Genomic DNA, 17,840 nt, shown 5'->3' with positions numbered 1-17,840 from the left:
GTCACCTCAGCTTGGGGTCGAGGGCGTCGCGCACCGCGTCGCCGAGCATGATGAACGCCAGGACCGTGACGGCGAGGGCGCCCGAGGGCCACAGCAGGGCGTGCGGGGCGTTGCGGACGTACGGGGAGGCGGCGGAGATGTCGATGCCCCAGGAGACGCTCGGCGGCTTCAGACCGACGCCCAGGTAGGACAGGGTCGCCTCCAGCGCGATGTAGGTGCCGAGCGCGATGGTGGCGACGACGATCACAGGGGCCACCGCGTTGGGCGCGATGTGCCTGAGCAGGATGCGGGAGTGGGAGGCGCCGAGGGCGCGGGCGGCCTGGACGTAGTCGTTCTGCCGGGCGGTGATGACCGAGCCGCGCGCGATGCGGGAGATCTGCGGCCAGCCGAGCAGCACCATGAACCCGATGACCGGCCAGACGGTGTTGCTGGTCACGACGGAGAGCAGGACGAGACCGCCGAGGACGACGGGGATGGCGAAGAAGATGTCGGTCGTCCGGGACAGCAGCGAGTCCCAGGGGCCGCCGAAGAAGCCCGCGAGGCCGCCGAGCACGGAGCCGAGGAGCGCGACGCCGAGGGTGGCGCACACGCCCACCGTGACGGAGGCGCGGGCGCCGTACACGGTGCGGGTGTAGACGTTGCAGCCCTGACCGTCGTAGCCGAACGGGGCGCCCGGTCCGGGGCCGTCCTGGGCCTTGGCGAGGTCGCAGCTCAGGGGGCTGCCGGGGGCGATCGCCGAGGGCCACAGGGAGATGAAGACCAGGAACAGGATGACGACGGCGGAGCCGATGAAGACGGGGTTGCGGCGCAGGTCCCGCCAGGCGTCGGACCACAGCGACCGCGGCCTGCCCCGGGGCCCGGTGCCCTCGGGTCCGCCGGGCGTGCGCTCCAGGGTGGTCGCCTCGCTCGCCGCGAGGTCCATCGCCCCGCCGGCCCCGGTCCCGGCGATCGCCCCCTGCGGCTCGTACGACTGTTCAGGCATAGCGGATCCTCGGGTCGAGCACGGCGTACAGCAGGTCCACGAGCAGGTTGGCGACGAGGAAGACCAGGACGAGCACGGTCACGAAGCCGACCACCGTCTGGGTGTTCTGGCGCAGGATGCCCTGGTAGAGCTGGTAGCCGACGCCGTGGATGTTGAAGATCCGCTCGGTGACGATCGCGCCGCCCATCAGCGCGCCGATGTCGGCGCCGATGAAGGTGACCACGGGGATGAGGGAGTTGCGCAGCAGGTGCCGGGTGACGACCCGGTGGCGGGGCAGCCCCTTGGCGACGGCCGTGCGCACGTAGTCGGCCCGCCTGTTCTCCGCCAGGGAGGTCCGGGTGAGCCGGGTGACGTAGGCGAGCGAGACGGAGGCGAGGACCAGGCCGGGCACGATCAGCTCGCCGAAGGCGGCCTGCGGGGAGACGGACGGTTTGATCCAGCCCCACTGGACGCCCAGCAGGAGCTGGAGCAGCAGGCCGGTGACGAAGGTGGGGACGGAGATGACGACGAGGGTGAGGACGAGGATGGAGGTGTCGACGGGCCGGCCGCGCCGCATCCCGGTCAGCACGCCGAGGGTGATGCCGATGACGATCTCGAAGAGGACGGCGACGACGGTGAGCCGGACGGTGACGGGGAACGCCGACGCCATCAGCTCGGTGACCGGCTGGCCGTTGAACGCCGTACCGAAGTTCCCGGTGAAGACGTTCCCCATGTAGGTGAGGTACTGCTGCCAGACCGGCTTGTCCAAGCCGAACTCCTTCTCCAGCTGGGCGGTGGTGGCCGGGTCGCAGGCCCGCTCGCCGCACAGCCCCGCGACGGGGTCGCCCATCACGTTCACCATCAGGAAGATCAGCAGGGTGGCCCCGACGAACACGGGGATCATCTGCAGCAGCCGTCTGAGGACGTAGCGCCCCATGGCGGTCAGCCGACCTTGATCTCGTTGTAGACCGGCACGCTGAACGGGTTGAGCGCCACGTGGGAGAGCCGGGCGGAGTAGCCGGCGCTGCCGTTCTGGTACCAGAGCGGGATCGCGGCCATGTTGTCCCGCACCACGCCCTCGGCCTGCTGGAAGAGCCCGATCGCCGTGGCACTGTCGGTCTCGGCGTTGGCCCGGTCGATGAGCCCGTCGAACCGCTTGTCGGACCACTTGCCGTCGTTGGAGGAGGCGTTGGTGTAGTACAGCGGCTGCAGGAAGTTCTGGATCAGGGGGTAGTCCATCTGCCAGCCGGCCCGGAAGGGGCCGGACATCCGGTGCTGGGAGATCTGGTTGCGGAAGTCGGCGAAGGTGCCGACCGGGTTGCCGACGCACGCCTTGTCGTCGCCGAGCGCGTTGTTGATGGAGTTGCACACCGCGTCCACCCACTGTTTGTGCGAGCCCGTGTCGGCGTTGTAGGTGATCTTCAGCCCGCCGCCCGGGAGCCCGCCGCCCTCCTGGATGAGCTTCTTGGCCTGCGCGGGGTCGTGCTCGCAGGCGTGGCCGCACAGGCCGGCCTGGAAGCCGCCCTCCTTGCCGAGGACCGGGCTGGTCCAGTCGGTGGCGGGGGTGCGGGTGCCGCGGAAGAGGGTCTTGGTGATCTGCGCGCGGTCGATGGCCATGGACAGCCCGGTGCGGACCTTGCGCGCGCCGGCGGTGTTCCACCGGGGGTCGTAGTACGGGAAGGCGAGCGTCTGCAGGATGCCGGCCGGGGTGTTGATGTAGCGGCCGTCCAGGTCCGTGCCCACGTTCTTGAGCTGGGTGGCGGGCACGTCGTCGACCAGGTCCAGGTTGCCGGCCAGCACGTCGGTGTAGGCGGTGTTGCTGTCGGTGTAGACCAGCAGCGTGACGCCCTCGTTGCGGGCGCGGTCGGGGCCGGGGTAGGCGTCCCACTTCTTCAGGGACATCGCGGAGCCCTTGGTGTACGAGTCGATCAGGTACGGCCCGTTGCCGACCGGCCGGCTCACCCAGGCCGCGTGGTCGGTGAAGAACGTCCGCGGCAGGGGGGCGAAGGCCACGTAGCCGAGGGTGTCGGGGAAGCTGGAGAACTTCTGGTTCAGGCGGACGGTGAAGGTCCGGGGGCCGGTGACCTTCAGGCCCGAGAGGGTGTCGGCGGTCTGGGGGCCGCTGTCGGGGTGGACCTTGTCGTAGCCCTCGATGTAGCCGAAGAAGTAGGCGTTCTTCTGGTTGTTCCTGAGGCCGGCGCCGTAGTTCCACGCGTCGACGAAGGACTTCGCGGTGACCGGCTCCCCGTTGCTGAACCGCCAGCCGTCCTTGACGGTGATGGTGTAGTTCCGCGAGTCGGTGGTGTCGATCCGCTCGGCGAGCATGTTCTCGGCCTTGGCCGTCCGCGGGTTGTACCGCTTCAGTCCGCGGAAGATCATGTCGAGCACCTTGCCGCCCTGCACCTCATTGGTGTTCGACGGCTCCAGCGGGTTCTGCGGATCGCCCCAGGAGGAGGTCAGCACCCCGGCGCCGCCCGCACTGGCGCCGCCCCCGCAGGCCGTGGCGGCGAGCGCCAGCGCCGCGGCGGCAGCGGCCCACCGGGCGTGCGGGGCTGCGTGCATGGGCCATCTCCTCGGTCACCGACAAACCACTGCCAATACCTGCTTATAGGACATACGGCCCTCGCGCGCCCGACCGACAGGCACCTTCCCGCGCACGCCACCCGAACGCGCGCGGCCTTCGGGTGCAGACGATCCGGACGATCACGGCATCGGACGCAACGGATCTTCGCGGAGAGATATCGAAACGTTGGATTGGGATCACCGGTGTACACATGTCGGGACCCTAGCGTCCGTATATCGAACTTCTTGCCTGACTAATCCGATATGTCCGATGTGAAGCACGGATTGATTACGGCGTGCTACCCGCGTAGCTACAGTATGATCAAGCAAGAGTAAAGTAAGTAAAGAGAAAACCAAGCCGACCCAGAATTTATTGACCTTGAATGAATTGCGTTGAAAAAGTCCGGCGTAGCCCGTAGGGGAGTGCCCTGCGGAGTCATCAGACCCTCCTCGGGCCAGGAGCACCATGACCCTCCCAACTCCATCTGCGGCTGTCCCCCTCGAGGTGACCGACGAGTCCGTCGCGAAGTCGACCACTTCCGGCGTACCGAAGGGCAGCGAGGGGCGTTCCCCGGGACGACTGGCCTGGAAGCGCTTCAAGCGCGACCGGACAGGCGTCATATCGGCATGCATCGTGATCTTCTTCTTCGTGATCGGGATCGCGGCGCCGCTCATATCGAAGCTGTACGGCAAGGACCCGTACACCACCTATGCGAGCCAGGACCCGAGCCTGCTGGACGCGTTCGCGTACCCCGCGGGGCCCAACGGCGGCATGAGTTCCCAGTTCTGGTTCGGCATCGAGCCCCAGCTCGGCCGGGACGTCTTCACGTTCCTGCTGTACGCGATCCGCAACTCGCTGGGCATCGCCGCCGCCGCCACGGTCCTCACCACGGTGGTCGGCGTCGTGATCGGCGTCACGGCGGGCTACCTGGGCGGCAAGACGGACTACTTCGTCGGCCGCATCATCGACATCCTGCTGTCGTTCCCCTCGACGCTGTTCTTCATCGCCTTCATGCCCGTCGTCTACGGCATCTTCGTCAAGCCGGACGACAACATCCCGACCTCTCTGGTCGTCTTCTCCCTGATCGTCGTGCTGTCGGCCTTCGGCTGGGCATCCATCGCCCGCCTGCTGCGCGGCCAGGTGCTCGGTCTGCGTGAGCGGGAGTTCGTCGAGGCGGCGAAGGTCACGGGCGCGTCTCCGATGCGCATCGTGTTCAAGGAACTGCTGCCCAACCTGTGGACTCCGATCATCATCCAGTCCACGCTGATGCTGCCGGCGTACGTCACCGCCGAAGCGGGGCTGGCCTTCCTCGGCGTCGGCGTCACCGACCCCACGCCCGACTGGGGCGTGATGATCGGCCGCGGCGCCACCTTCTACACCGAGGACATCACCTTCATGCTCTTCCCGGGCCTCGCCATGGTGATCTTCGTCCTCGCCTTCAACCTGCTCGGCGACTCCGTGCGCGACGCGCTCGACCCGAAGTCGAAGCGCTAGCAACGCTGTTCCACCCGGCCCGGGGCGGTGACACCCGGCTGGTCCCGTCTGTTCCGATCAACTCTCTAGGCAGGCTCAGCATGTCTTTTTCCCGCAGAAACTTCCTGATCGCCACCGGTGTGGCGGCAGCCTCCACCTCGGTGCTGAGCGCCTGCAGCAGCGGTGACGGCAAGGGCTCCGGCAACGACAACGTGCCGTCGGTGAGCAAGGCCAAGACCGTGAACATCCCGGTCGGCACCAAGGCCGACTCGGCCGGCCCGGCCCCCGAGGTCGCCGGCGCCGTCAAGGGCGGGACGATCTACTCGCTCGACCAGTTCGACATGGACCACATGGACCCGGCCCAGATCTACGTCTCGACCGAGGGCGCCATCACCGTCCCGATCATGCGTGGCCTGACCGGCTACAAGCTCGACGACAAGGGCGGCTGCACCCTCGTCGGCGACGCGGCCACGGACGCCGGCACCATGAAGAACGGCGGCAAGACCTGGTCGTTCACCCTCAAGGACGGCATCAAGTGGGAGGACGGCGCCGACCTCTCCATGGACGACGTCCGCCACACCTTCGAGCGCCTCTTCGCGGGCTTCGTCACCGAGGGCCCGCGCTACGTGCAGCAGTGGCTGGTCGGCGGCGACAAGTACAAGGGCCCCTACAGCGGCAAGAAGCTCGGCTCGATCGAGATCTCCGGCAAGACCGTCACCTTCCACCTCACCGAAGCCCGCACGGACTTCAACTACACGCTCGCCATGCGCGGCTACTCCCTGGTGCCCAAGAAGCACGACACCAAGGAGAAGTACGACAAGCGCCCGGTCTCCTGCGGTCCCTACAAGATCGGTGACCGGCAGATCGGCAAGTCGCTGACCTACGTGCGCAACGAGCACTGGGACGCCAAGACGGACCCGATCCGCAACGCCTACCCGGACAAGTACGTCTTCCAGTTCGGCTTCGAGCTGATCGCGTCCACCGACCGCTACATCGCGGACAAGGGCAACGACCAGTACACGATGTCGATCTTCAACGAGGTCGCCCCGGAGCGCATCGCCCAGGTCCTCACCAACGCGAAGCTCAAGCAGCGCGTCCTCACCCAGGTCGACACGGTCACGTACTACTGGCCGATCAACACGACCCGCATCAAGGACGTCAAGGTCCGCCAGGCCATCAACTGGGCGTGGCCGCACCAGCAGCTGCAGACCATCCGCGGCGGCAAGGCCACCAGCGAGCTGGCCACCACCATCCTCAGCCCGGTGACCCCCGGCTACGAGAAGTTCGACCTCTACGGCACGGACAAGAAGCCCGGTGGCGACCCGGCCAAGGCCAAGGCCCTGCTGAAGGAGGCCGGCAAGCTCGGCCAGAAGCTGGTCATCGCCTACCAGCACTCCGACAACGCGGTGAAGTCCGCCGTCGCGATCAAGAACGCGCTCGAGGCGGCCGGCTTCCAGGTCGTCAACAAGCAGGTCGACAAGTCGACCTTCTACACGCAGATCGGCAAGGTCGACAACGAGTTCGACCTGTTCGCGGCCGGCTGGAGCCCGGACTGGCCGAACGGCTACTCGGTCTTCTACCCCTGCTGGAGCGGCAAGAACATCGGCGACGGCCGCAGCAACTACGCGCAGCTGAACGACACGGGCGTCAACAAGGCCATCGACGCCGCGGCGGCGATCGCCGACCCGAAGGCGGCCAACAAGGCCTGGGGCAACGTCGACCGCCAGATCATGGAGCTGGCGGCGGTGGTCCCGGACTACCACTCCATCCGCAACTGGATGTACGGGTCGAAGGTCGGCAACGTCATCTTCGATCCCGGCAACACCTGCATCGCGCTGAGCAAGCTGTTCGCCAAGAAGTAAGCGCGCACGACCCCTCGGGGGCGGCCATGACCTGGCCGCCCCCTCCGGCCCACCCCTCACCCCGGCGACGGCGCCCCGTCCGGAAAGTCACGCCCCATGTTCCGCTTCCTCGTCCGCAGACTCCTCGGCGCGCTGGTCATTCTCGTGATCATCAGCGCGGTGACCTTCTGGTTGTTCTACGCCATCCCGCGTGACCCCGCCATGATGTCCTGCGGCAAGAACTGCACGCCCGACATGCTCAAGCAGGTGCGGCACAACCTGGGTATCGACCACCCGATCCCGGTCCAGTACTGGTACTGGCTGAAGGGCATCTTCGTCGGGCGCAGCTACGGCGACTTCGGCGACTGCAGCGCGCCTTGCCTCGGCTACTCCTTCGCCAACCGCGAGCCCGTCCTCGGCACCATCCTGGACCGGCTCCCGCTGACCCTCTCGCTCGCCTTCGGCGCGGCCGTCGTCTTCCTCGTCTTCGGTGTCGGCGCGGGCATGATCGCCGCCCTCAAGCAGGGCAAGTGGCAGGACAAGGCCGCCAGTTCGGCCTCGCTGCTCGGCTCCTCGCTGCAGATCTACTTCGTCGGGTACATCGCGATGTACTTCCTCGTCTTCAAGCTGGGCTTCCTCGACAACCCGTCGTACACGCCGCTCACCGACAACCCGGCCAAGTGGTTCTCCGGTCTGCTGCTGCCCTGGCTCGTCCTCGCCATCATCTTCACCGCGAACTACACGCGCATGTCCCGCTCGCAGCTCGTGGAGCAGCTCAGCGAGGACTACGTCCGCACGGCTCGCGCCAAGGGGCTCTCCCGCCGCAACGTCTTCCTGCGCTTCGCCTGGCGCGGCGCGATGGGCCCGATCGTCACCATCTTCGGTGTCGACCTCGGTACGCTCATCGGTGGCGCGATCATCACCGAGTCCGTCTTCAGCCTCCAGGGCGTGGGCCGGCTGGCGCTCGACGCCGTGAACAAGAGCGACCTGCCCATGGTGCTCGGCGTCACCGTGCTGTCCGCCGGCGCGATCGTCATCTTCAACATCATCGTCGATGCCGTCTACGCCCTCATCGACCCGCGGATCCGGCTCGCCTGACCTCCGCCCCGCCGTCCTTTCCCACCCGCCCCACCCGGCGACCCTCGCATCACCCCCCAGGAGCGTCCCCGTGACGAGCACCGATCAGCAGCCGTTCCTCTCCGTCAAGGACCTGAAGGTCCACTTCTCCACCGAGGACGGCATCGTCAAGGCCGTCGACGGGCTCAGCTTCGACCTGGTCAAAGGCCAGACCCTCGGTATCGTCGGTGAGTCGGGCTCGGGCAAGTCCGTGACGAACCTGACGATCCTGGGTCTCCACGACCGCGACCGCACGGCCATCGAGGGCGAGATCCTCCTCGACGGCAAGGACCTGCTCACCGCTTCCGAGAGGGAGCTGGAGCGCCTGCGCGGCAACAAGATGTCCATGATCTTCCAGGACGCGCTGGCCTCGCTGTCGCCGTACCACACCATCGGTACGCAGATCGGTGAGACGTACCGCAAGCACACGGGCTGCTCCAAGGCCGAGGCCCGCAAGCGGGCGGTCGAGATGCTGCGCCGGGTGGGCATCCCGCAGCCGGACATGCGGGTGGACGACTACCCGCACCAGTTCTCCGGCGGTATGCGCCAGCGCGCCATGATCGCGATGGCGCTGGTGTGCGACCCCGAGCTGCTGATCGCGGACGAGCCGACCACCGCGCTGGACGTGACCGTGCAGGCCCAGATCATGGACCTGCTCAAGGACCTCCAGCAGGAGTTCGGCACCGCCATCATCTTCATCACCCATGACCTCGGCGTCATCGCCGACATCGCGGACGACGTGCTGGTGATGTACGGCGGCCGGTGCGTGGAGCGCGGTACGAAGAAGCAGGTGCTGGGTGACCCGCAGCACCCCTACACGCTGGGCCTGCTGAACTCCATGCCGAGCCTGAAGGGCTCGGTGGACGTGCCGCTGACGCCCATCCCCGGCTCGCCGCCCTCGCTGCTCAACCCGCCGTCCGGCTGCCGCTTCCACCCGCGCTGTGCCTTCGCCGACAAGGTCGCGGGCAACCTGTGCTCCAGCGAGCGTCCGCTGCTGGAGGTGGTCGAGGGACGGGGCTCCGCCTGCCACCTCACCGAGACGCAGAAGCAGGAACTCTTCGCCGACTTCGCCGCAACCCGGCACCACTGACGGACACAGACGGGACTTCACGACCATGAGCAACAACCCCCTCCTGGACGTCTCCGGGCTGACGAAGCACTTCCCGATCAAGGGCGGCTTCCCGATCCGCCGTACGGTCGGCGCGGTGCAGGCCGTGGACGGCCTGGACTTCCAGGTCGCCGAGGGCGAGAGCCTGGGCCTCGTCGGCGAGTCGGGCTGCGGGAAGTCGACCACGGGCCGGCTGATCACGCGCCTGCTGGAGCCGACCGGCGGCAAGATCACCTACCGCGGTCAGGACATCACGCACGCGGGCCGCAGGCAGCTGGCGCCGATCCGCTCCGAGATCCAGATGATCTTCCAGGACCCGTACGCCTCGCTGAACCCGAGGCAGACGGTCGGCAAGATCATCGCCGGCCCGATGGAGATCAACGACATCAATCCGGCCGGCGGCCGGGAGAAGCGCGTACGCGAACTCCTGGAGATCGTGGGCCTGAACCCGGAGCACTACAACCGCTTCCCGCACGAGTTCTCCGGCGGTCAGCGCCAGCGCATCGGCGTGGCCCGCGCCCTGGCCCTGGAGCCGAAGCTGATCGTCGCGGACGAGCCGGTCTCGGCCCTGGACGTCTCCATCCAGGCCCAGGTCGTCAACCTGCTGCAGAAGGTGCAGGACGAACTCGGCATCGCGTTCGTCTTCATCGCCCACGACCTCGCCATCGTGCGGCACTTCTCCCAGCGCGTCGCGGTCATGTACCTCGGCAAGATCGTCGAGATCGCGGACCGCGAGGACCTGTACGAGAACCCGCGCCACCCGTACACGCGGGCCCTGCTGTCCGCCGTGCCCGAGGCCACGGTGGACGAGGAGCCGCGTGAGCGCATCCGTCTGGTCGGTGACGTGCCGTCCCCGATCAACCCGCCCTCGGGCTGCCGCTTCCGCACCCGCTGCTGGAAGGCGACGGAGAAGTGCGCGACGGACGCACCGCCGCTGGTGCAGGTGGAAGGGAACAAGCCCGGTCACCTGACGGCCTGCCACTACCCGGAGGTGGCGGACACCGTTCCGGCTCCCCGTCTCTCCAAGGACCCCGAGGCAGCGGTCTGACACACCCCTTTCCGTCAGCCGCTCCTCGCGGAACGGACTTCACCGGCCCATTGACCCGAGCCCATGAACGTCCCGTTCCAGGGAAAGAAGGCCCGCGCCTCCCCAGGCTCGGGCCTTCTCTCGTGCGGCGGCCTGAAAGGCGCCGGAAAGGCGGTCCCACCAGGCTGGTCCGGACGCGTGGCGCGGCGTGACTCCTCGCTGCCGCACCCCCGCGGGGGCGTCCATGCGCAAACCATGCGGCACCCGAGCAGCGGTTCCGCACAGTGGGCGCATGACCACCGAAGACCACCGGGGGACCCGCATGAACGTCCAACTCCTCGGCTGCATCGAGCTGCGCACCGCCGGCGGGGACAGGATCCCGGCCTCACCGGCGGTCGGGCTCCTGCTCGCCGCACTCGCCTGGTCGCCCAACGCGTTCGTGGCCGACGACGAACTCGTCGACCGGCTGTGGGAGGACGGATCGCCGGCCCACCCCCGCAACGCGCTGTACACCCTGGCGACCCGGCTGCGGAAGGCCCTGAACCCGGCCGGCACCGGTGGCGCCGCGTGCGCCGTGGTCCGCAGGCGGGGCGGATACCTCCTGTCGATCGACGAGGAGGCCATCGACGTCCGCCGGTTCCGGGCGCGGGTCCGCAGGGCGCGCGACGCCGCCTGTCGGGGGACCGACGAAGAGGCACTGCGTCTCTACGAAGGGGCGCTCGCCCAGTGGCGCGGCGATCCGCTCTCCGGCCTCCGGACGGCCTGGGCCGACGCGGTACGGGTGGCACTGAGCCACGAGTGGCGCAGCGCCCTGCTGAACGGCGTGGAGGTGGCACTGCGCCTGAACCGTCACGACGACTACCTGCCGCAGCTTCATCGGCTGGCCGCCCTGCACCCCCTGGACGAGAGAGTCTCCGGCCTGCTCATGCTGGCCCTGCACCGCAGCGGCCGCCAGAACGAGGCGCTGCAGTGCTTCCACCGGCTCCGCTTCGAACTGGTCCGCGGCCTCGGCGACGAACCCGGTCCGGAGCTGCGAGCCCTGCACGAGCGGATCCTGCGCAGAGACGAACGCCTCGTCACCGGCCGCCCGCTCCTGGACGCCCTGGCGTGGTCATGAGCCGTGGGACGGCTCGGCGGCGGCGTCGTCGAAGTGGCGGCTCAGGTGCGCCCGGAAACGCGACCGGGCGTCGGTGGGCAGCTCCGGCCGAGGGCGTCGCCGCACTCCGCCCGTAGGCGCGTCGCCCGGCACGGTACGCCAGAACGCGGCCGTGCGGAGGTGCGCCGGGGTGCCGATACCGGCGAACAGAGCCTGGGCCTCCTCCTGCGCCGCCCGCGCACCAGGGGAGTCACCGCTGGACTCGCGGACGGCGGCCCGGGCCATCAACGCCCTTGCGAGCACCAGCCGTTGGTTCGATCGCGTGGCGAACTCCACCGCCTGGTCCACGGTGCAGGAAGCCGCGTCGGGCTCTCCCTTCTGCAACAGGGCCACGGCTGCGACGGTGTGGATGCGCGGCAGGGTGAGGAGGTTGCCCTCCGCCGCCATGCCCGCGGCCCTTTCCAGGTGAGTCAGCGCATCGTCGTACCGCTCCGTCGCACAGCTCAGGGCGCCCCGTACGAACAGGTTCTCGACGAGCCCGGTGAGGTGGCCCGTCGCCTCGGTGATGTCCCTGGCTCTGTCGAGACACTCGGCCGCCGCCCCCACATGTCCGCTCCGCAGTTCCACGGAGGCGAGGCCGACGAGGGAGTCCACCTGGCAGTTGCGGTTGCCGACCTGCCGCGCGAGGTGAAGGGCGTCCTCGTACGCCCGGATCGCCCGGGCGTCCTGTCCGGCGTCGCCGCGGACCCTCGCCAGCGTCTCCAGCGTCACCGCTTCCGCGTAGACCGAGCCCGAGTCCCGCGACACGCGGAGGGAGCTGCGCAACGCGTCCTTCGCCTCGGCGAACCTCGCCTGCTCATGCAGGACCAGCGCCAGATTCACCAGGGCCATCGCGTGGACATGGTCGCCCGCGTCGTCGGTGAGGGCCAGTGCCCGCACGATCGCCTCCTCGGCTTCGGCGAGCCGTCCGAGAGTGCCGTAGAGGGAAGCCGTGTTGATCAGCATCATCTTCTCGGCCCTGGTCATGCCGAGGGTGCGGTAGATGGAGAGGGTGCGGGTGTAGCAGGGCGGTGCCTTGTGCGGCTCGCCCAGGAGCTTGAGGGTCACTCCCTTGCCCTGGAGGCACTTGGCCTCCCCGTACAGCCAACCGGCCCGGCGGGCCAGGAGTTCACCCGCTTCGTACTCCGCGAGGGCCTCTCTCAGGTCACCGGCTCTCCACCGGGCACCCCCCATCGAGATGCACGCGGCGGCCTGACCGACGGCGTCGCCTTCTCGTTCGGCGGCTCTGCGGGCGAGACCTGCCAGCCGTATCCATTCGGAGAGCGGGCGCCGGTGGTGGAGCAGATCCTGCAGGGCGTCCACGAGCTGCCACGCATAGCGGGCGGGACCGTGCTCGGCCGCGTGCCCGATCACCGCCGTGATGTCGTCCCACTCGCCGTCGAACCAGTCGACGGCCTCCTCCTGTGCCTCGAAGGCGCGCGGCGTCGACCCGCCGACGGCGGCCGGACGGCTGTGCGGGACGTACATGCCGCACGCGGCGGCCGCGTTGACGACGCTCTGCAGGTAGTGGTCGAGGAGACGGTCGACGGCCTGGTCCCGCTCCGCTTCGCCGTCCTCGGCGAACGCTCGCTCCCTGGCGTACTCGTGCACGAGGTCGTGCCAGGCCGGACGGCCGTCCTCGCCGTCGCGCAGGAGGTGGACCCGCTGGGCCAGGCCGAGGAGGTCGGCTGTCCGGTTCCCGTCCAGGCCCGCGCCGGCGGCCGCGGCGGCGACGGAACGCCCGGTACCCGGCACCAGACCGAGGGAGCGGAACACCCACTTGGCCTCGTCGGGCAGAGTCCCGTACGACAAATCCAACGCGCCCCTGACGGCGACGCTCTCCTCGCCTTCCACGTGCAGGCGTGCCAGACGTCCCCGCTCCGCGAGATCATCGACGTAGGTGGCGATGCCGCCGGGACGGTCACCGACCCAGGAGCCGGCCACGCACAGCGCCAGCGGCAGACGGTCGCAGAGTTCGACCAGCCGGTCGGCTGCCTCGGTATCGGTGGCGACGGCCTCCCGGCCCACCGAGCTGGTGAGCAGTTCCAGGGCCTCGGCGCGGTCGAGAACATCGCAGAACACCCGGTGGGCGCCGTCCAGGGTCACCAGTCCGCTCAGCTTGTGCCGGCTCGTCACCAGCGTGAGCGACGCACTGGAGGCAGGAAGGAGGCGCCGTACGACGGACGCGTCGGCCACGTCGTCCAGGACGATGAGCACCTGGCGCTCCGCCAGGAGGGTGCGGTACAGGGCGGCCTGCGCCTCAAGACCCAGGGGGATGTCCCGCGGTGCGCTGCCCAGCCCTTGGAGCAGCAGCGGGAGCGCCTCCTCCACCGTCATCGACTCCGCCGAGTCGAAGCCTCGCATGTCCAGGAACAGCTGCCCGTCGGGGAAGTCACCCGCGGTGCGGTGCGCCCAGTGCAGCGCGAGCGCGGTCTTCCCGGCCCCTGCGGGCCCCACGATCAGGGTGAGTTGCTCCCCGCTCGACCGTGCCGCGTCGAGCCGGCGCAGCTGCGCGCTGCGTCCCACGAAACGGCGGGGGGCGCGGGGCAGCTGGCGTGGCACCCGCCTCGCGGGAACGGGAGGAGGAGCGGCCGGCGCGGCTGCGGCGCCGTCTCCCGACAGCAGACGCCGGTGGAGGGCGTCCAGTTCGTCGGAAGGGTCGACCCCGAGCTCGTCGACCATCCGCCGGCGCAACCCGGTGTAGACCGCCAGGGCTTCCGGGGTACGGCCGTCCCGCTGAAGCGCGCGCATCAGTAGGCCGTGCGGGTGTTCCCGCAGCGGGTGCTCGGACGTGAGACGGACCAGCTCGGCGACGGCGGCTCCGTGCCGTCCCAGTTCCAGATCGGCCTCCGCCCTGCCCTCCAGAGCCGCGATGTGCAGTTCGGTGAGACGCCGGCGTTCCGCCTCCATCGTCGGCAGATCCGCAAGGGGGTCGCCCTGCCACAGCGAGGCCGCCTCGTCGTGGCAGCGGTACGCCTCCGCCCAACCGCCCCGCGCCGCGGCTTTCGAACCCTCCCGCACCAGGTCCTCGAAGACGAACACATCGATGTCGGTGCGGTCCACGCGCATCGCATAGCCCGGCGTCCGCGTGGACAGCAGGCCGCCGGCCGCGGGACCGAGGGCCCGGCGCACTTCGGCGACCAGCGCCCGGACCCTGGCCGCCGACGCACTGGGCCGGTGATCGCCCCAGAGCCCCTGGGCCAGCCGGTCGATCGAGACGACACGGTCGGCGTTCAGCAACAGCATGGAGCACAGGGCCCGTTGGCGCCCGGTGAGGGCGACGGAACCCGCGTCGAGCCGGACCTCGAGAGGGCCGAGCAGGCGGAACCGGGGGTGGGGGGTGACCATTCGCAGAAAATAGACCAGCGGCATCGGGCAGGCAACGAAAGCCCTCTCAGCCTCCGGAGAGTCGTTCGAGCACGGTACGGACAGCCCGACCCACGCGACCGGCGTGCCGATTCCACCACAGACGCGCCCACACGACCTGGAGCCCGGCGACGACGAGCATGCTGGTCAGTGCGTCCAGCCGGACCCATGGACCGGCCGGCCCCAGCAGGTGGGCGAGGGAGCGGTGCATCAGCGGCCAGGTCACCTCGACGAGAATCCTCAGGCCGACGAACACGCAGATCGCGGTGCCCACCACCGTTCCCAGCGCGTACGCCCGCAGGAACCGCCGCTCCCCGGCCGGCAGGGAACGAAGCGGGTTCCGGGACGGGCGACCGCATGTGCGCTCCACGACATGGCGCAGGTAGCGGCCGGTGTCGCGGTACAGGTCCCGGCAGCCGGTCAGGTCCTGGATCACGAAGTACAGGTCCGTGCGCATGAACACCAGGCACTGGCCGGCCAGCGACGTCACCAGAGTCATCGTGATCACGGGGAGCAGCGTCCACTCCACGCCGAGGCGACGGGCGAGGAGACAGCCGCCCCAGATCACGCCGTCCAGAGCGAGTCCCGACAGGTAGACCGTGAGCCGTTCCCTGCGGCTCTTGAGCCAGACACCCGACACCTCGGTCTGCGCCACGAGGAACTGCAGCCGGGTCCCGAGCCGGATCCGCCCGGGCACGCCCGCCGCACGGGCCGTCAGGAGGTGGGCCATTTCGTGCAGGGCGATGAGGGACGAGGCGACCGCACACTGCACCAGCACGGTGAAGGTCCCGTACTCGGTCCACAGCAGATCGCCGTAGGACGGCAGAACCGCCGGCCGGGACAGTGCGGCGAGCAGGCCGACGACCGGGACGAGCAGAACGAAGCCCTGCAGAACCGGGTTCATGACCCAGCGGACGTGCCCCGGACGCAACCGGGGAAAGGAGACGGCCGACACCGTGGCCGGGAAGCGCCGCTCACCGATGAGGGACACCAGTCCGGCCGCCGCCAGCCGCTCCGCGAAGGCCAGGACGTCGATGTCACGGCCGGTCCGGTCCCGCAGGGTGCGTCTCGTCTCCTCCACCGTGCTCCCCGCGGCCAGCAGCCGGACGGCGGTCATGCCGATCTCCGGCAGGGCGAGGACCTGTGCGCCGCCCTGCGTCCCCACGATCCACTCGTTCCGGTCCGGGCGGCACTCCAGGGCGTGGAAGGAGACCTTCAGCTCCCCGTCGCCCGTGGCCGGCTTCTCGGCCGGCGTCCCGTCATGCATGGCACACCTTCAGCCGTGGATGCCTCACGCGTTCCTGCGTTCCAGCAGCGTGAGTGTCACGCCGGGCGCGATCCGGCACTCACCGGTGGCGACGAAGCCGCGCCTGCGGTACAGCGCGACCGCGGGCAGGTTGGCGGTTCCGGTGGAGACGAGGGTCAGTTCCGCCGGCTCGATCGAATCCAGCGCGTCGAGCAGTGCCGTCGCGACGCCGCGGCGATGTGCGTCCGGGTGGACCACGAGTCGGCAGATGTCCAGAACACCGCTTCGCGAGCGGGTCCAGGAGACCGCTCCGACCAGTCCGCTGTCGTCGCGGACCCCGAGGAAGGACTCGTCGCACGCACGCAGCCGTTCGAGCGACTCGTGCAGTTGCGGAATGCCGTCGAAGCCGATGAGCCGGGCTTCGACGGCGTACGCGGCCCGCTGAAGGTGCCACAGCTGACGCAGTGTGGCGGTGTCGGACAGGTCGAGCCGGGACGGCCGGGAGAAGGGCGGGCGAGGGTCAGCGGCTCGGCTGGGGCGTGGGCCGGTCATGCTGTGATCCTCTCAGTACGCTCGGCCGGGGCGATCGGTTCCCCAGCCTCCCGCCGCCACATTTCCCTCACCTTTCAGCTTCCTTTCGGCCCCTTCGGCGCCGGCCTGCGCGGAAAGATCGTTCCTGACTCGGCGTTCAGCAGCGTGTGACAGACTGCCGTGGTGGCAGACGACGCGTTCGGTGACCTCGCACTCGCCGCCCTCTATGACAGCCTCAACCCGTGGGGGCCCGCCGACGACTTCTACCTGGACCTGGTGATGAAAGCGGGGTCCGTGCTCGACGTCGGCTGTGGCACGGGGCAGTTGGTGCGGCGGGCTCGTGCGGAGGGGCACACGGGCCGGCTGATGGGGCTCGACCCCGCCGCCGCCATGCTGGTGCAGGCGCGGCGGGCGGCACAGGACGTCGAGTGGGTGCTGGGCGACATGCGGACGCGGCTGTGGCAGCGGGAGTTCGAGCTGGTCGTCATGACCGGGCACGCGTTCCAGGCGCTGGTGGGCGACGAGGACATCCGTGTCTGTCTGCGCGGGGTCCACGCGGCGCTCGCCGACGGGGGCCGCTTCGTCTTCGAGACCCGCAACCCGGCCGCCCGGGCCTGGGAGAAGTGGACACCGGACCGGGTACGGGAGATCACCGCCGCCGACGGCTCACGGGTGCGTGTCCGGCACCAGGTGCGCGAGGGTCCGTCCCGGGGGCGGGTCCACTTCACCGAGACCTACGAGAGCGAGACGTGGCCGGCTCCCCGAGTCACCCACCACGTCATCCGCTTCGTGGACGCGAAGACGGTGCGTGGCTTCCTCGAGGAGGCCGGCCTGACGGTCGTCGAGCAGTACGGGGACTGGCAGCGGGGTCCGTTGGCTCCCGCCGGCCCGGAGATCGTCACCGTGGCCCGACGGTCCTGCTAGTGCAGGGAGTACTTCACGATCCAGGTCATCTTCTTGATGTTGTGCGGCCTCTTGGTGCACACGGTCTTGGTCGTGCTCACGGCCTGGAGGTACCCGCAGGCGATGTGGACCAGTCCGGTCTTGTGGTTGTTCCGGGCGTCGTTGATCCGCCATCCCGAGACACCGCTACCGGTGTCGCAGCCCTCCAGCGTCGGGGTCTTGCCCCGCCCCTTCTCGTTGATGCAGATGCCGCCGTAGGGGTACACGTCGAGGCTGAAGTTGACGAAGCCGAAGTTCCCGTAGTTGATCCACTGGTAGGCGTCCTTCTTCTTGCACTTCGCCAGTGTCAGCTTCTTGTGCTCGCCGTTGCCCTTGAGGCACTGGTGGTTGTACTGGTTGACGAAGTACCAGCGGCCTCCCGCCTCGGCGTGTGCGGCCGAGGTAGGGATGACGGCGGCCAGCACGGCCAGCATGAGCGTCATCAAGAAGCTGGCGGTCGTTCTGAACCTGGTCTGCATTCCCGGTTTCTCCTCCCCGATTTCCCTCTGATGCCGCGCCCGGGACCGGCTC

14 protein-coding genes are annotated in these 17,840 nt (G+C 69.2%); 7 read left to right on the top strand and 7 right to left on the bottom strand.

Annotated features, from left to right (window positions below; genetic code table 11):
- Position 1 precedes the first annotated feature (1 nt).
- From B446_RS24165 to B446_RS24155, 3 genes are read right to left on the bottom strand one after another with little or no spacing between them, the layout of a single operon-like run.
- The gene (locus B446_RS24165) at positions 2–982 is read right to left on the bottom strand and encodes an ABC transporter permease (protein WP_020942055.1); all 981 of its coding nucleotides are present in this window, start codon (positions 980–982) and stop codon (positions 2–4) included.
- Positions 975–1,898, bottom strand: coding sequence for an ABC transporter permease (locus B446_RS24160; RefSeq protein ID WP_020942054.1), 924 nt, complete (start codon positions 1,896–1,898; stop codon positions 975–977). Before B446_RS24160 ends, B446_RS24165 begins: the two co-directional genes overlap by 8 nt.
- A gap of 5 nt (positions 1,899–1,903) precedes the next feature.
- Entirely contained in the window at positions 1,904–3,523 is a 1,620-nt protein-coding gene (locus B446_RS24155) for a peptide ABC transporter substrate-binding protein (protein ID WP_020942053.1), read from the bottom strand.
- A 466-nt stretch (positions 3,524–3,989) separates the two neighbouring features.
- On the opposite strand from B446_RS24155, the gene B446_RS24150 reads away from it, so the two are divergent.
- From B446_RS24150 to B446_RS24125, 6 genes are all read left to right on the top strand, one after another.
- Complete coding sequence (locus B446_RS24150) at positions 3,990–5,018, top strand: ABC transporter permease (RefSeq protein ID WP_193384491.1); 1,029 nt, start codon at positions 3,990–3,992, stop codon at positions 5,016–5,018.
- Positions 5,019–5,098: 80 nt separating this feature from the next.
- A complete protein-coding gene (locus tag B446_RS24145) occupies positions 5,099–6,859 on the top strand; it encodes an ABC transporter substrate-binding protein (RefSeq protein ID WP_043476367.1) in 1,761 nt (586 codons plus the stop codon).
- A gap of 96 nt (positions 6,860–6,955) precedes the next feature.
- Complete coding sequence (locus tag B446_RS24140) at positions 6,956–7,936, top strand: ABC transporter permease (RefSeq protein ID WP_020942050.1); 981 nt, start codon at positions 6,956–6,958, stop codon at positions 7,934–7,936.
- Positions 7,937–8,006: 70 nt separating this feature from the next.
- On the top strand, positions 8,007–9,044 hold the full coding sequence (locus B446_RS24135; protein ID WP_020942049.1) for an ABC transporter ATP-binding protein: 1,038 nt from the start codon (positions 8,007–8,009) through the stop codon (positions 9,042–9,044).
- Between the two features lie 25 nt (positions 9,045–9,069).
- Entirely contained in the window at positions 9,070–10,110 is a 1,041-nt protein-coding gene (locus B446_RS24130; RefSeq protein WP_020942048.1) for an ABC transporter ATP-binding protein, read from the top strand.
- A 271-nt stretch (positions 10,111–10,381) separates the two neighbouring features.
- Complete coding sequence (locus tag B446_RS24125; protein ID WP_020942047.1) at positions 10,382–11,206, top strand: AfsR/SARP family transcriptional regulator; 825 nt, start codon at positions 10,382–10,384, stop codon at positions 11,204–11,206.
- Here B446_RS24125 and B446_RS24120 read toward each other — a convergent pair.
- From B446_RS24120 to B446_RS24110, 3 genes are read right to left on the bottom strand one after another with little or no spacing between them, the layout of a single operon-like run.
- Positions 11,201–14,572 (bottom strand): AfsR/SARP family transcriptional regulator, encoded by a 3,372-nt coding sequence (locus B446_RS24120; protein WP_020942046.1) that lies wholly within the window; start codon positions 14,570–14,572, stop codon positions 11,201–11,203. The two genes, B446_RS24125 and B446_RS24120, sit on opposite strands and share 6 nt — an antisense overlap.
- Positions 14,573–14,618: 46 nt before the next feature.
- Positions 14,619–15,857, bottom strand: coding sequence for a hypothetical protein (locus B446_RS24115; RefSeq protein ID WP_020942045.1), 1,239 nt, complete (start codon positions 15,855–15,857; stop codon positions 14,619–14,621).
- Positions 15,858–15,881: 24 nt separating this feature from the next.
- Positions 15,882–16,388 carry a GNAT family N-acetyltransferase gene (locus tag B446_RS24110; protein WP_020942044.1) on the bottom strand — a complete coding sequence of 169 codons (507 nt, stop codon included), beginning with the start codon at positions 16,386–16,388 and terminating at the stop codon, positions 15,882–15,884.
- A gap of 162 nt (positions 16,389–16,550) precedes the next feature.
- Here B446_RS24110 and B446_RS24105 point away from each other — a divergent pair, with 162 nt between their 5' ends.
- Positions 16,551–17,291 (top strand): class I SAM-dependent methyltransferase, encoded by a 741-nt coding sequence (locus tag B446_RS24105; protein ID WP_043479018.1) that lies wholly within the window; start codon positions 16,551–16,553, stop codon positions 17,289–17,291.
- Here B446_RS24105 and B446_RS24100 read toward each other — a convergent pair.
- The gene (locus B446_RS24100; protein WP_020942042.1) at positions 17,288–17,788 is read right to left on the bottom strand and encodes a hypothetical protein; all 501 of its coding nucleotides are present in this window, start codon (positions 17,786–17,788) and stop codon (positions 17,288–17,290) included. The genes B446_RS24105 and B446_RS24100 overlap by 4 nt on opposite strands.
- Positions 17,789–17,840: the final 52 nt, after the last annotated feature.

This window comes from Streptomyces collinus Tu 365, from assembly GCF_000444875.1.
In the GTDB taxonomy this organism is placed as follows: Bacteria; Actinomycetota; Actinomycetes; order Streptomycetales; family Streptomycetaceae; genus Streptomyces; species Streptomyces collinus_A.
Note: the sequence above shows the minus strand (reverse complement) of the source record. Positions and strands in the feature narration are given on the sequence as shown.